The sequence below is a fragment of the Paracoccus sp. TD-10 genome (genome assembly GCF_048270675.1).
Classification (GTDB): domain Bacteria; phylum Pseudomonadota; class Alphaproteobacteria; order Rhodobacterales; family Rhodobacteraceae; genus Paracoccus; species Paracoccus pantotrophus.
The window spans coordinates 1,950,371-1,962,944 of the sequence record NZ_CP182418.1 but is presented as its reverse complement, the minus strand read 5'-3'; the positions used below and the strand labels follow the sequence as shown (position 1 = coordinate 1,962,944).

General features: G+C 68.3%; 15 protein-coding genes. 7 read left to right on the top strand and 8 right to left on the bottom strand.

Annotation, left to right across the window (positions count from 1 at the left end; translation table 11 throughout):
* Window positions 1–36: 36 nt before the first annotated feature.
* Window positions 37–393, bottom strand: a complete 357-nt coding sequence (locus ACNKFW_RS09740) for a hypothetical protein (RefSeq protein WP_418024190.1) — start codon at window positions 391–393, stop codon at window positions 37–39.
* Window positions 394–575: 182 nt separating this feature from the next.
* On the opposite strand from ACNKFW_RS09740, the gene ACNKFW_RS09735 reads away from it, so the two are divergent.
* Both ACNKFW_RS09735 and mog read left to right on the top strand, forming a co-directional pair.
* Complete coding sequence (locus ACNKFW_RS09735; RefSeq protein ID WP_024842976.1) at window positions 576–1,802, top strand: argininosuccinate synthase; 1,227 nt, start codon at window positions 576–578, stop codon at window positions 1,800–1,802.
* 48 nt (window positions 1,803–1,850) lie between these two features.
* Window positions 1,851–2,384 (top strand): molybdopterin adenylyltransferase, encoded by a 534-nt coding sequence (mog, locus tag ACNKFW_RS09730; protein ID WP_418024188.1) that lies wholly within the window; start codon window positions 1,851–1,853, stop codon window positions 2,382–2,384.
* Here the strand turns inward: mog and ACNKFW_RS09725 are convergent.
* The 4 genes from ACNKFW_RS09725 to ACNKFW_RS09710 all read right to left on the bottom strand — a co-directional run bounded on the left by ACNKFW_RS09725 (window position 2,359) and on the right by ACNKFW_RS09710 (window position 6,007).
* Window positions 2,359–2,973 carry a nucleoside triphosphate hydrolase gene (locus tag ACNKFW_RS09725; RefSeq protein WP_024842974.1) on the bottom strand — a complete coding sequence of 205 codons (615 nt, stop codon included), beginning with the start codon at window positions 2,971–2,973 and terminating at the stop codon, window positions 2,359–2,361. The genes mog and ACNKFW_RS09725 overlap by 26 nt on opposite strands.
* Before the next feature lie 61 nt (window positions 2,974–3,034).
* Entirely contained in the window at window positions 3,035–3,829 is a 795-nt protein-coding gene (locus tag ACNKFW_RS09720; RefSeq protein WP_028709901.1) for an ATP-binding cassette domain-containing protein, read from the bottom strand.
* Window positions 3,826–4,899, bottom strand: coding sequence for an ABC transporter permease (locus ACNKFW_RS09715; RefSeq protein WP_024842972.1), 1,074 nt, complete (start codon window positions 4,897–4,899; stop codon window positions 3,826–3,828). Before ACNKFW_RS09715 ends, ACNKFW_RS09720 begins: the two co-directional genes overlap by 4 nt.
* Before the next feature lie 88 nt (window positions 4,900–4,987).
* The gene (locus tag ACNKFW_RS09710) at window positions 4,988–6,007 is read right to left on the bottom strand and encodes a sugar ABC transporter substrate-binding protein (RefSeq protein ID WP_024842971.1); all 1,020 of its coding nucleotides are present in this window, start codon (window positions 6,005–6,007) and stop codon (window positions 4,988–4,990) included.
* A gap of 121 nt (window positions 6,008–6,128) precedes the next feature.
* Between ACNKFW_RS09710 and ACNKFW_RS09705 the strand changes: the two genes are divergently transcribed.
* The 3 genes from ACNKFW_RS09705 to ACNKFW_RS09695 are packed head-to-tail and all read left to right on the top strand — an operon-like array spanning window position 6,129 to window position 8,591.
* Window positions 6,129–7,310, top strand: a complete 1,182-nt coding sequence (locus tag ACNKFW_RS09705) for an ROK family transcriptional regulator (protein ID WP_418024185.1) — start codon at window positions 6,129–6,131, stop codon at window positions 7,308–7,310.
* A 28-nt stretch (window positions 7,311–7,338) separates the two neighbouring features.
* Window positions 7,339–8,247: a DnaJ C-terminal domain-containing protein gene (locus ACNKFW_RS09700; RefSeq protein WP_418024183.1), complete on the top strand. Its 909-nt coding sequence runs from the start codon at window positions 7,339–7,341 to the stop codon at window positions 8,245–8,247.
* A complete protein-coding gene (locus ACNKFW_RS09695; protein ID WP_024842969.1) occupies window positions 8,244–8,591 on the top strand; it encodes a hypothetical protein in 348 nt (115 codons plus the stop codon). The genes ACNKFW_RS09700 and ACNKFW_RS09695 overlap by 4 nt, the downstream gene beginning before the upstream one ends.
* Here ACNKFW_RS09695 and ACNKFW_RS09690 read toward each other — a convergent pair.
* The 3 genes from ACNKFW_RS09690 to ccmI are packed head-to-tail and all read right to left on the bottom strand — an operon-like array spanning window position 8,588 to window position 10,472.
* Entirely contained in the window at window positions 8,588–8,755 is a 168-nt protein-coding gene (locus ACNKFW_RS09690; protein ID WP_024842968.1) for a DUF1289 domain-containing protein, read from the bottom strand. The genes ACNKFW_RS09695 and ACNKFW_RS09690 overlap by 4 nt on opposite strands.
* On the bottom strand, window positions 8,752–9,228 hold the full coding sequence (gene ruvX, locus ACNKFW_RS09685; RefSeq protein WP_418024181.1) for a Holliday junction resolvase RuvX: 477 nt from the start codon (window positions 9,226–9,228) through the stop codon (window positions 8,752–8,754). Before ruvX ends, ACNKFW_RS09690 begins: the two co-directional genes overlap by 4 nt.
* A complete protein-coding gene (gene ccmI / locus ACNKFW_RS09680; protein ID WP_418024179.1) occupies window positions 9,225–10,472 on the bottom strand; it encodes a c-type cytochrome biogenesis protein CcmI in 1,248 nt (415 codons plus the stop codon). The genes ruvX and ccmI overlap by 4 nt, the downstream gene beginning before the upstream one ends.
* A 202-nt stretch (window positions 10,473–10,674) precedes the next feature.
* Here ccmI and ACNKFW_RS09675 point away from each other — a divergent pair, with 202 nt between their 5' ends.
* Together ACNKFW_RS09675 and ACNKFW_RS09670 are read left to right on the top strand one after the other, a co-directional pair.
* Window positions 10,675–11,946 (top strand): sarcosine oxidase subunit beta family protein, encoded by a 1,272-nt coding sequence (locus tag ACNKFW_RS09675; RefSeq protein WP_418024177.1) that lies wholly within the window; start codon window positions 10,675–10,677, stop codon window positions 11,944–11,946.
* Between the two features lie 157 nt (window positions 11,947–12,103).
* Window positions 12,104–12,358 (top strand): hypothetical protein, encoded by a 255-nt coding sequence (locus ACNKFW_RS09670; protein WP_024842964.1) that lies wholly within the window; start codon window positions 12,104–12,106, stop codon window positions 12,356–12,358.
* Window positions 12,359–12,574 lie beyond the last annotated feature (216 nt).

Sequence of the window (12,574 nt, the reverse complement as noted above, 5' to 3'; positions counted from 1 at the left end):
CCAGTCTACCTCAAGGCGCGCGAGGCGCGAGGTTTTTCAGACCTTCCTCAGTACGTCCAGGGTCATCGGAAAGGTATCGGGCGCAACGCCGAAGCTTTGTGCCAGGATGCTGCGCGCCTTCATGCGGGCAAGCACGGCCATGCCCAGGGGAATGGCGAGGGCCAGGCCAAGCCTGAGGCCAGGCCATCCTTGCAAGCTGCCCATGATCGCGATGGCCCAGCCCAGCACCGCGATGCCGAAGGCCAATGTCAGCACGGCAAGGGCGACGGGGTCATGCCAGCCGGGCAGCGGTTCGACCAGCAGCGGCGGCAGGAAGAGGAGCGCGGCGATGATCGCGCTGAGCCACCAGCAGTCGCGAAAGACACGCCGCAACAGCGCGCCCGCCTGGTCCATGAAGGCATCGCGCCACTGCCGCAGCCTGCGCCGGCACAGGATGGCGCTGCACCGGGCCCCCCGCCGAAATCCACCCGGTTTGCCGGAAAAGCCCTGTCTGCGCCTGGGCGGCGCCCCGCTCTTGTCGGTCATCGGAAAACATCCTATTGCAACATCAACTCAAAAAACGGGGGCCATATCGCATGTCCGACGCGCCGAAGAAAGTCGTCCTTGCCTATTCGGGCGGGCTCGACACCTCGATCATCCTGAAATGGCTGCAGACCGAATATGGCTGCGAGGTCATCACCTTCACCGCCGACCTGGGCCAGGGCGAGGAACTCGAACCGGCGCGCCAGAAGGCCGAACTGCTGGGCATCAAGCCGGAAAACATTCATATCGTCGACGTGCGCGAGGAGTTCGTGCGCGACTTCGTCTTCCCGATGTTCCGCGCCAATGCGGTCTACGAGGGGCTTTACCTGCTGGGCACCTCGATCGCCCGGCCGCTGATCTCCAAGCACCTGGTGGACATCGCGCATCGCCACGGCGCCGATGCCGTGGCCCATGGCGCCACCGGCAAGGGCAATGACCAGGTCCGGTTCGAACTGTCGGCCTATGCGCTCGATCCCTCGATCAAGGTGATCGCGCCCTGGCGGGAATGGGATCTGACCTCGCGCACCCGGCTGATCGAATTCGCCGAAGAACACCAGATCCCGATCGCCAAGGACAAGCGCGGCGAGGCGCCCTTCTCGGTCGATGCCAACCTGCTGCACACCAGCAGCGAGGGCAAGGCGCTGGAAAATCCCGCCGAGGAAGCACCCGATTACGTCTACCAGCGCACCGTCAGCCCCGAGGACGCGCCCGACCAGCCCGAATATGTCGAGATCGGCTTCGAGCGTGGCGATGCGGTGTCGATCAACGGCGAGGCGCTGTCGCCTGCCACCATCCTGACGGCGCTGAACGAATACGGCCGCAGGCATGGTATCGGCCGGCTCGACTTCGTGGAAAACCGCTTTGTCGGCATGAAGTCGCGCGGCATCTACGAGACTCCCGGCGGCACCATCCTGCTGGAAGCGCATCGCGGCATCGAGCAGATCACGCTGGACAGCGGCGCCGGGCACCTCAAGGATTCGATCATGCCGCGCTATGCCGAGCTGATCTACAACGGCTTCTGGTTCAGCCCCGAGCGCGAGATGCTGCAGGCGCTGATCGACAAGAGCCAGGAACATGTGACCGGTACCGTGCGGCTGAAGCTCTACAAGGGCAGCGTCCACACGGTCGGCCGCTGGTCGGACCATTCGCTCTACAGCGAAAAGCACGTCACCTTCGAGGACGATGCCGGCGCCTATGACCAGAAGGACGCGGCGGGCTTCATCCGGCTCAACGCGCTGCGGCTGAAGCTGGTGGCCAATCGCAACGCCAGGTTCAAGTAGACCCACCGGCCGCGGGCAGCCCCCGCGGCCTTTTTCATGAGGCCCGCCATGTCCCGTCCCGCCCATATCGCCATCGTCACCGTCTCGGACCGTGCCGCCAGCGGCGAGTACGAGGACAAGGGCGGTCCGGGGGCCGAGGCCTGGCTGCGCGCCGCCATCACCTCGCCCATGGACATCACCCGCCGCATCATTCCCGACGGGCGCGAGATCGTCGCGGATTGCCTGCGCGACCTGTCTGACGAACAGGGCGCCGACCTGATCCTGATTACCGGCGGCACCGGCCCGGCGCCGCGCGACCAGACGCCCGAGGCCATGGCCGAGGTGATTGAAAAGGAACTGCCCGGCTTTGGCGAGGAAATGCGCCGCGCCAGCCTGCGCGAGGTGCCGACCGCCATCCTGTCGCGCCAGACCGCGGGCATCCGCGGCGCCACGCTGATGATCACCCTGCCGGGCAAGCCCTCGGCCATTGCCACCTGCCTCGATGCGGTCTTTGCGGCGGTACCCTATTGTCTCGACCTGATCGGCGCGGCTTATGTCGAAACCGATCCTGCCCGCATCAAGGCGTTCCGGCCGAAGACATAGCCGCCGGCCGGACCAGCAGGTCGGCGGGCAGCGATTCGCGCAGTACCAGGTCGGCATTGCCGAGGTCGTTCTCCAGATGCGCCGTCACTTCGGCGGGGGAACGCCCCAGTCCCTGCCAGCGCGCCGTCAGGCGGCGGCGCAGCTCCGGCATCGACACGTCCAGCATGACCGACAGATCCCAAAGCCCGGCCAGTTCGCGCCAGGGCGCGCGGTCCAGCAGCAGGTAATTGCCCTCGACCACCACCAGCCGATCATCCGCTCCGACCCGGCCGGCGCCGGCGATGGCCAGGTCCAGGCCCCGGTCGAAGACCGGATGGATCACCTCGCCCCCGGCCTTGAGCCGCCGCACCAGCGCGACGAACCCCGCCGCGTCGAAGGTCTCGGGCGCGCCCTTGCAGCCGCGCAGCCCGCCCGCCTCCAGCAGGCGGTTGTCCAGGTGGAACCCGTCCATCGGCACCAGGACCGCATCCGCAAGCCCGGCCACCAGCTGCGCGGCCAGGGTGGATTTTCCCGATCCGGGCGCCCCGACGATGGCCACGATGCGCCGTCCCGGGCCCAGCCGCGCCACAAGATCCAGTATTTCTTCCATGCAAAAATATCCTGGGGGGAGTCCGAAGGACGGGGGGCAAAGCCCCCCGCAGCCGTGCCGTTCAGGCCGCCGTCGCCACCTCGTCCGGCACCTTCGCCCCGGTCATGAAGGCCACCGCGTCCGACATGGAATAATCGTCCGGCCGGATCACGCACAGCCGCCGGCCCAGCCGGTGGATATGGATGCGGTCGGCCACCTCGAAGACATGCGGCATGTTGTGGCTGATCAGGATGATCGGGATCCCGCGCGAGCGCACGTCGCGGATCAACTCCAGCACGCGGCGGCTTTCCTTGACGCCAAGTGCCGCCGTCGGTTCGTCCAGGATCACCACCTTGGAGCCGAAGGCGGCCGCCCGCGCCACCGCCACGCCCTGGCGCTGGCCGCCCGACAGCGTCTCCACCGCCTGGTTGATGTTCTGGATCGTCATCAGCCCAAGCTCGGTCAGCTTCTCGCGGGCGAATTTCTCCATCGCCGGGCGGTCGAGTTTGCGGAACCACTGGCCCATGATGCCGGGTTTGCGCAATTCGCGGCCCATGAACATGTTGTCGGCGATGGAGAGGGCAGGGGACATGGCCAGCGTCTGATAGACGCATTCGATGCCATGGCCGCGCGCATCCAGCGGGCTGGCAAAGCGCACCGGCCTGCCCTCCAGCGTGATTTCGCCCTCGTCGGGCTGGACCGCCCCGGACAGCGCCTTGATCAGCGAAGACTTGCCGGCGCCGTTGTCGCCGATGACCGCCAGGATCTCGCCCGGCATCAGGTCGAAGTCGCAATGGTCCAGCGCCGTCACCTTACCATAGCGCTTGACCAGGCCGCGGGCTTTCAGAAGCGGTTCTGCGGAAGTGTTCGCGTTCATGCCGATGCCTTTCTGATCCATTGATCCACCGCCACGGCGAGGATGATGAGCAGGCCGATGAGGAAGAAGGTCCATTGCGGATCGGTGCCGACCATCTTCAGCCCCATCTCGAACACGCCGACGATCAGCGCGCCGAAGAACATGCCGACGATCGAGCCGCGGCCGCCGAACAGGCTGATCCCGCCGATCACCACCGCGGTGATGGACTGGATGTTGCCCAGTTGCCCGGTCGAGGCCGAGGGCGAGACCGAGCCGAAGCGGCCGATCATCACCCAGCCCGCGATGGCGCAGAACAGGCCCGCCAGCGCATAGACCTGGATCAGCACCCGCCTGGTGCGCACCCCGGCCAGCTCCGCCGCCTCCGGGTCGTCGCCGACGGCATAGACATGCCGGCCCCAGGCAGTATGGCGCAGGACGTAGGCCAGGATCGCGACCAGCGCCACCATCAGGAAGACGGCATAGAGGATCTTCACCCCGCCGGGCTGGATGGAATAGCCCCAGAATTGCAGCGCCGGCGCCTCGGCGGCGATGGCCGAGGAGCGGATGGTCTCGTTTGCGGAATAGATGTAGTTCGCCGCCAGGATGATCTGCCAGGTGCCCAGCGTCACGATGAAGGGCGGCAGCTTGATGCGCGCGACCAGCCAGCCGTTGGCAAAACCCATGGCCGTGCCCGCCGCCAGCCCCAGCGCGATGGCCAGCGGCGCCGGGATGCCATAGCGAAAGGTGAACTGCCCCATCAGCACCGAGGAGAACACCGCGATGGCCCCGACCGAAAGGTCGATCCCCGCCGTCAGCACCACCAGCGACTGCGCGCAGCCCAGGATGCCGACGATGGCGATCTGCTGCAGGATGGTGGACAGTGTCACCGCCTTGAAGAAGTTCGGCGACAGCAGCCCGAAGACGATGATCGCCGCGACCAGGACGATCATCGGCACCGCCGAAGGCGTCATGTGCAGCCAGTGCTGCAGGCGCTTCAGGGCGGTTTTCTGTTCGTGGAACTCGGCAACCTTGTCCGAGGCGCCTTGCAGGCCTTCCTCGTAGCTGGTGGCCGTCTTGGTGTCGGATGACATGGACGGTCTCCCCCTTGCAAGACGCCGTGCAGGGCGCCGCTGCTTGTGGTCAGGGCGGGACGATCCCGCCCTGCTGTTCAGTCGGGCCTCAGCCCCAGCAAAGCTCGGCGCCGCGGGCCGAGTCGATGGATTCGACGCCCTCGGCCGGCTTGTCGGTGACCAGCTGCACGCCGGTATCGACGAAATCCTTGCCCTCGGTCGGCGCGGGCTTGGTGCCGTCCTTGGCGAAGGCGGCGATGGCCTCGATGCCGCGCGCCGCCATGTCCAGCGGATATTGCTGCGAGGTGGCGCCGATCACGCCCTCCGCGACGTTCTGCACGCCGGGGCAGCCGCCATCGACCGAGACGATCAGCACGTCGTTCTCGCGCCCGACGGCCTTCAGTGCCTCATAGGCGCCGGCGGCGGCGGGTTCGTTGATGGTATAGACTAGGTTGATGTCGGAATCCTTGGCCAGCAGCGTCTCCATCGCCTTCAGCCCGCCTTCCTCGTTGCCCGAGGTGACCTCGTGGCCGACGATGCGCGGATCGGTCTCGTCGCCCCATTTCTCGGGGTCGCCCAGCTCGACGCCGAAGCCTTGCAGGAAGCCCTGGTCGCGCAGCACGTCGACCGAGGGCTGCGAGATCGCCAGGTCCAGAAGCGCGATCCTGGCCTCGGCCGCCGCATCGCCCATGGTGGCCCTGGCCCATTGGCCGATCAGTTCGCCGGCCTTGAAATTGTCGGTGGCGAAGGTCGCATCCGCCGCGTCGACCGGGTCCAGCGGCGTGTCCAGCGCGATCACCAGCAGCCCGGCATCCCGCGCCGCCTGCACGGAATCGACGATGGCCTTGGTGTCCGAGGCGGTGATCAGGATGCCCTTGGCGCCGTCGGCGATGCAGGCCTCGATGGCCGAGACCTGGCTTTCATGGTCGCCGTCGATGCGGCCGGCATAGGATTTCAGCTCGATCCCCAGTTCGCTGGCCTTGGCCTGGGCGCCTTCCTTCATCTTCACGAAGAAGGGATTGGTGTCGGTCTTGGTGATCAGACAGGCGCTGTCCGCCTGCGCCATGCCGGCGATCAGGGTCAGGGTCGAGCCCGCCAGCGCAGCGCGCAGCAGTTTGGTCTTGGTCATGATGTCCTTCCTCCTCTGGGCGGGTCTGACCGCCGCCTCCTTCCAAAAGGCTGCCGAAGAAACGGGGGCTTGTCAATAAATCAATTTCGTTGATTTAATAGGGGAGAGGGAGGAAGCGACCATGCCGAACACCAATCCGGGGGCGACGCCGCAGGGGGTCCGCAGCCAGAACGAGCGGCTGATCCTGTGGCTGATTCGCCGCAACGGGCCGATGCCGCGCGCCGCGCTGGCCCAGGCCACGGGCCTGTCCGCGCAGGCCGTCACCAACATCACGCGCGAGCTGATCGCCGCCGGCCTGCTGGACGCTGGGGGTGAGCGGCGGCGCGGCAAGGTGGGCCAGCCGTTGCTGCCCTTGGCCTTGGCGCCGGACGGGGCGCTGTTTCTGGGCCTCAAGGTCGGGCGCCGGGTGGCCGAGCTGGTGCTGGTCGATTTCGCCGGCGCGATCCGGCAGATCCGGGTGCTGCCCCATGCCTATCCGCAGCCCGACGCGATTCGCGATTTTGCCATCGCCGGCGTGGCCGAGATCCTCTCGGGCCTGACCGAGGCGCAACATGCGCGTCTGGCGGGCATGGGCATTGCCAGCCCTTTCTACCTGTGGGACTGGGCCGAGGAGATGCAGCCCTGGCGCGGCCGCGACCTGCGCGCCGAACTGGCCGAGGCGCTGGACCTGCCGGTCTGGCTGGAGAATGACGGCTCCTGCGCCTGCGGGGCCGAGATGATGTTCGGCACCGAGGAATTGCCGCAGGATTTCCTGTATTTCTATGTCGCGCATTTCGCCGGCGGCGGCGTGGTGCTGGACGGGCGGCTGCGGCTGGGGCCGTCGCGCAATGCGGGTGCCATGGGCTCCTGTCCGGTGCCGGGTGGCCGGCAGGTGCTGGACGTGGCTTCGATCTCGGTGCTGGAAAGGGCCTTGGGGGACGATCTGCCGCTTGAGGATGCGGCCTGGGATCTGCCGCCCGGTATCGTGCGGGAATGGCTGGACGAATCGGCGCGGGTACTGTCCCATGCGGCGCTGGGGGCGGTGGCCGTGCTGGACCTGCCGCTGGTGGTGATCGACGGTGCCATGCCGGCCGCGCTGCGGGCCGGGCTGGTGCAGGCGACCGCGGCCGGCCTGGCCGGGATGCGCCATCACGGCGTCACCCTGCCCGAGGTGCGCGCCGGAACCCTGGGCCGCCGGGCCCGCACGCTGGGGGCGGCCGCGCTGCCGCTGGGGGCGGGCTTCCTGCCGGGCGGCAGTTTCTCGGTCCCGCGGCCGGGCCGGAACGGGCATGAAACCCGAGGAACGCGCCCCGCGTTCCCGTGACGACAGGTGAAGAAAGGAAGCCGCGGCCATGGCCGACGATCCATACAAGGCGCTGGGGCTGGGCAAGAATGCCAGCCAGGACGACATCAAGCGGGCCTATCGCCGGATCGCCAAGACCGACCACCCGGACCTCAATCCCGACCCCGCCGCGCATGAGCGTTTCAAGGCCGCCTCGACCGCCTATGACCTGCTGAAGGATCCCGAGCAGCGTGCCCGTTTCGACCGCGGCGAGATCGACGCCCAGGGGCAGGAGCGGCCGCAGCGGCATTACTATCGCGAATATGCCGAGCAGGGCGACAACCCCTATCGCCAGCCGCATGGTTTCGACGATCTGTCGGATGTGTTTTCGGACCTGTTCGGTGGTCGTGCCGGCGGCGGGCGGCGCGGCGGCGCGCGCAGCTTCGACATGCGCGGCCCAGACCAGCGATTCACGCTGGAGATCGACTTCATGACCGCGGCGCGCGGCGGCTCGACCCGGATCACCATGCCCGACGGGGCCGTGCTGGAGGTCAGGATCCCCGAGGGCGCGCATGACGGCCAGGTGATCCGGCTGCGCGGCAAGGGCGGCCCCGGCATGGGCAATGGCGAGCCGGGCGATGCGCTTTTGACCCTGATCGTGGCCGAGGATCCCGACTGGAAACGCGACGGCAACGATATCGAGACCACGCTGCCCATCACCATCGACGAGGCCGTGCTGGGCGGCAAGGTCGAGGCGCCGACCATCGACGGCCCGGTGATGCTGACCATTCCGCGCGGTGCCAGTTCCGGCCAGAAGCTGCGGCTGAAGGGCCGCGGCATCAAGGGCGCGGACGGGCGGCGCGGCGACCAGCATGTGGTGCTGAAGATCGTCATGCCGCCCAGAGTCGATGATGAATTGGCGCGCTTCGTGGAGAACTGGCGCCAAAACCATGCCTATGATCCGAGGAGGGGAAGATGACCCAGCGCCATTACACCCTGACCGAGACGCTGGAGGCGGTCGGCGATCTGACGCCCGAGCAGCTGGACCGCTATATCCGTGCCGGCGTGGTCGTGCCGGTGCAATCCGAACAGGGGCCGCTGTTTCGCGAGATCGACCTGGCCCGGCTGAACCTGGTCGTCGACCTGGCCGAGGGCTATCACCTCGACGAGGAGGCATTGGCCCTGGTGCTGTCGCTGGTCGACCAGTTGCACGGGCTCAGGGGCGACATGCGGGCGATTCTGGATGCGGTGGCGCGCGAGCCGGTGGAAACCCGGGTGCGGCTCAAGGCCGCGATCCGCGAGGTGCGGGTGGTGACGCGCTAATCCGCCGGCCGGCGCGCGGGCAGCGCGGCCATGATGGCCAGCCGCTCGGCCTCGGTCATCCGGCCCCAGCGGGTGATCTCGTCGATGCTGCGCAGGCAGCCGGTGCAAAGCCGGCTTGCCGGGTCGATCTGGCAGATGTCGATGCAGGGGGTCGAGGGCTTCATCCGCCGGCCCCCAGAAAGCGCAGCCGGTCCAGCGCGCCTTGCAGGATATAGCCGGCCGCGACCTGGTCGATGACCTCGGCGCGGCGCTTGCGCGAGGTGTCGCCCTCCAGCAGCGCCCGTTCGGCGGCGACGGTCGACAGCCGCTCGTCCCAGAAGGTGATCGGCAGCGGCGTCAGCCGTTCCAGGTTGCGGGCAAAGGCGCGGGTCGATTGCGCCCGCGGCCCCTCGCTGCCGTCCATGTTGCGCGGCAGGCCCAGCACCAGCCCGACCAGCGCCCGCTCGGCCGCCATCTGCAGCAGCGCCTGCGCATCGGCGGTGAATTTCGTGCGCCGGATCACCGTCAGCGGCGAGGCGACGCCGCGCAGCCCGTCGCTGACCGCGACGCCGATGGTCTTGGTGCCCAGGTCTAGCCCGGCCACGGCGCCGGTGCGGGGCAGGGCTTCGGCAAAGCTTTCGATATCCTCGCAGATCATTCCAGGCTGGCCTGTTTCGCCGCCGCCTCGATGACCTCCAGCGCCTGCGCATTGCCGGCGAATTGCCTGCGCGCCTCGGCCAGGATGTCGGCGGCATGGTCCTTTTGCCCGATCACCGGCAGGGACGAGATCAGCCGCGCCCATTCCTCGGGCGTGCCGCCCTGGGTGGCCAGCCGGGTCTCCAGCCCCTTGACCATGCCCTCGACCATCTGCTGACGCTCTTCGGCGGTCATCTCCTCGGCCGCGGCCATGGCGTCGGCATCCGGGCCGGGCATGGCGGGCAGGCTGGGCATGCCCGGCGTGCCAACGGCGGCGGGTTCGGGCGGGGTATAGTCCGGGTGGCCGGCAAACCAGGCCAGATCCTGGATCGAGCCGCGGATCGGCGCGATCCAGGGCGCGTTCTCGGGGCCCTCGGCCAGCAGCCGGGCCCAGACCGGGAAGGCCTGGTCGGGCCGGCCGTTCTGCAGGTGCAGCAGCCCCGCCATGAAGCGCGCCTGCGGATTGCGGGCGTCCCGCGCCAGCGCCTGGGCCACCGCCTCCTCGCCGTCGCGGGTGATGATGCCGCCCGCCGCCTCGATCGTCAGCCCGGCCAGCCGCGCCAGATCCTCGGCGCTGGCCTTGTCGCCGCGCAGCGCGACCAGCCGGCGCTGCGCGTCCTTGGCCGCGACCAGGTTGCCCAGCCGTTCCTCGTGCTCGGCCAGCAGCTCCAGGCCGCGCGGATCGTTGGGGTTCTTCTGCACCGCCTCGCGCAGCCGCTCGATCAGGGCGACATATTCGGCATCGGGCTCGGGGCGGGCGGGCCTGGGGGCCTGCGCCTCGGCATCGGCCTGGCTGGGGCGGCTGTCGTAAAGCGCCTGCGCCTGGGCGATGCGCTGCGCGATGGGGGCGTCGGGGCTGTCGGGCTGGCCCAGGCGCTGATAGGTCAGGAAGGCCCCGCCCAGCAGCGCGGCCAAGAGCGCCAGCGCCGCCCAGCCGCCGGCGCTGCGCCGGGTGCTGCCGGCGCGTTCCAGCGCGCGGTCGGCGGCCAGCACCTTGCGGCCGATCTCGACCCGCAGCCGCTCGGCATCCGCCGCGTCGATCACGCCGCGTTCCAGATCGCGCTCGACCTCGCGCAGCTGGTCGCGATAGATTCGCAGGTCATAGGCGGCGGCGGGCTCGGCCGCCTCGCCCTGCCGGCGCAGAAGCGGCGCGGCGATGGCCAAGGCCACCACCCCTGCCAGCGCGGCGCAGATGATCCAGAACATCGGCTTCCTCTCTTTGGCTGGTCCGGTGATAGCGGTTTTCCGCCGGCCGAGAAAGTCAAAGCCCTGCGACAAATCGCGAAGCGGGCCGCGGGACATCTGCGCCGGGCCGTGACGCAATTCGACAATCGCCCCGTCGCAACCCGGCTTGCCCGAAAACCGCCCCCGCTTCACTCTGCACGGGTCGAGTCGCAAGAGGTTCCCCATGCCCGCATCTGTAAGTTCCAGCACCGGCCGCTATTCGGTCTTTGCCATCGCGCGCGAGGCGATGCGGCTGCATACCGGCTGGAAACGCGCCTGGGCCAGTCCCGAGCCGAAGAAGAAATACCAGGTCGTCATCGTCGGTGCCGGCGGCCATGGCCTTGCCACCGCCTATTACCTGGGCAAGAATTTCGGCATCACCGATGTCGCGGTGATCGAGAAAGGCTGGCTCGGCGGCGGCAATACCGGCCGCAACACCACCATCATCCGCTCGAATTACCTGCAGGATCCGTCGGCGGCGATCTATGACAAGGCACTGAAACTCTACGAGAACCTGTCGCAGGATCTGAACTACAACATCATGTTCAGCCCGCGCGGCCTTCTGATGCTGGCGCAGACCGAGCATGAGGTGCGCGGCTACAAGCGCACCGTCTATGCCAACCAGCTACAGGGCGTGGCGACCGAATGGGTCAGCCCGAAGCGCATCAAGGACATGCTGCCGATCATCAATATCGACGGGCCGCGCTATCCGGTCCTGGGCGGGCTTTACCAGGAGCGCGGCGGCACCGCCCGCCACGACGCCGTGGCCTGGGGCTATGCCCGCGCCTGCTCGGCCATGGGCATGCACATCATCCAGAACTGCGAAGTGACCGGCATCGAGACCGCGAACGGCCAGGTCCGCGCGGTGAACACCGGCAAGGGCCGGATCGAATGCGACAAGCTGGCGCTGATCGCCGCCGGCCACAGCTCGGTCCTGGCCGAGATGGCCGGCTTCCGCCTGCCCATCGAATCGCTGGCGCTCCAGGCGCTGGTTTCCGAGCCGATCAAGCCCTGCTGCGACCTGGTCATCATGGCCAACACCGTCCACGGCTATCTGTCGCAATCCGACAAGGGCGAGATGGTGATCGGCGGCGGCACCGACGGTTTCAACAACTACACCCAGCGCGGCTCCTGGCACCATGTCGAAGAAACCGTGCGCGCGCTGATCGAGACCTTCCCGATGCTGTCGCGGCTCAAGATGCTGCGGCAATGGGGCGGGATCGTGGACATGACCGGCGACCGCTCGCCGATCCTGTCCACCACGCCGGTCGGCAACATCTTCGTCAACTGCGGCTGGGGCACCGGCGGCTTCAAGGCCATCCCCGGCTCGGGCTGGGCGATGGCAGAGTTGCTGGCCAAGGGCCGGCCCGGCCCGCTGGCCGCCGATTTCGGGCTGAACCGTTTCGCCGAGGGCCGCTTCATCGACGAAAGCGTCGCCGCGGGGGTGGCGCATTGATGCGCAGCGCGGGCATGATCCTGCCGGCGCATGCGGTTTTTGGGCCGATTTTTGCCCAAGTGCCGGTTGCGGTGGAAAATTTCGTGCAAGGGTTGGGAAACTGTTTCCCGTCTGGTGAATTGTTGAATCACGTCACCATGACCAAGGAGTTTTCTTCATGGCCGAACAGAACAAGAGCAACCTCTGGCTCATCGTCGGCGTCGTCGTCGTCGTGCTGGTCGTCATCTATTGGTTCGTGTCTTCCGGCACCGAGCCGGCAGCGACCGAGCCGCCCGCCGCGCCGGCCGTCTCGTCCGAGCCCGCACCGGTCGATGACGGCGCCGTCTCGGTCGAGCCGCCGGCCGATGCTGCTCCGGCCGATCCCGCTGTTCCCGAGCCGGCCGAGCCTGCCACCCCGGCTCCGGCCAACTAAGGCGTCCCTCCCGGCGCCTTCGGGCGCCCTCTCTCTCCAGGGCCGGGGGGCGTTGTGCCCCTCGGTTCCTTGCCGTGTCATCTGCGGCGGCCGAACAGGCCGCCCCTCTCATGCGCTGCGCCGCCGCGCCGTGCCCTTGTTCCCGGCCCCCGCCATCCTTGCCAGCCGTGCAGCCCCGCCGGGCATCGCGGGCTGCGGATGCCTTGCCGGGCCCCT

Coding starts and splice junctions, on each gene's coding strand:
- ACNKFW_RS09740 (WP_418024190.1), bottom strand. CDS start 393: ATGGACCAGGCGGGCGCGCTGTTGCGGCGTGTCTTTCGCGACTGCTGG.
- ACNKFW_RS09735 (WP_024842976.1), top strand. CDS start 576: ATGTCCGACGCGCCGAAGAAAGTCGTCCTTGCCTATTCGGGCGGGCTC.
- mog (WP_418024188.1), top strand. CDS start 1,851: ATGTCCCGTCCCGCCCATATCGCCATCGTCACCGTCTCGGACCGTGCC.
- ACNKFW_RS09725 (WP_024842974.1), bottom strand. CDS start 2,973: ATGGAAGAAATACTGGATCTTGTGGCGCGGCTGGGCCCGGGACGGCGC.
- ACNKFW_RS09720 (WP_028709901.1), bottom strand. CDS start 3,829: ATGAACGCGAACACTTCCGCAGAACCGCTTCTGAAAGCCCGCGGCCTG.
- ACNKFW_RS09715 (WP_024842972.1), bottom strand. CDS start 4,899: ATGTCATCCGACACCAAGACGGCCACCAGCTACGAGGAAGGCCTGCAA.
- ACNKFW_RS09710 (WP_024842971.1), bottom strand. CDS start 6,007: ATGACCAAGACCAAACTGCTGCGCGCTGCGCTGGCGGGCTCGACCCTG.
- ACNKFW_RS09705 (WP_418024185.1), top strand. CDS start 6,129: ATGCCGAACACCAATCCGGGGGCGACGCCGCAGGGGGTCCGCAGCCAG.
- ACNKFW_RS09700 (WP_418024183.1), top strand. CDS start 7,339: ATGGCCGACGATCCATACAAGGCGCTGGGGCTGGGCAAGAATGCCAGC.
- ACNKFW_RS09695 (WP_024842969.1), top strand. CDS start 8,244: ATGACCCAGCGCCATTACACCCTGACCGAGACGCTGGAGGCGGTCGGC.
- ACNKFW_RS09690 (WP_024842968.1), bottom strand. CDS start 8,755: ATGAAGCCCTCGACCCCCTGCATCGACATCTGCCAGATCGACCCGGCA.
- ruvX (WP_418024181.1), bottom strand. CDS start 9,228: ATGATCTGCGAGGATATCGAAAGCTTTGCCGAAGCCCTGCCCCGCACC.
- ccmI (WP_418024179.1), bottom strand. CDS start 10,472: ATGTTCTGGATCATCTGCGCCGCGCTGGCAGGGGTGGTGGCCTTGGCC.
- ACNKFW_RS09675 (WP_418024177.1), top strand. CDS start 10,675: ATGCCCGCATCTGTAAGTTCCAGCACCGGCCGCTATTCGGTCTTTGCC.
- ACNKFW_RS09670 (WP_024842964.1), top strand. CDS start 12,104: ATGGCCGAACAGAACAAGAGCAACCTCTGGCTCATCGTCGGCGTCGTC.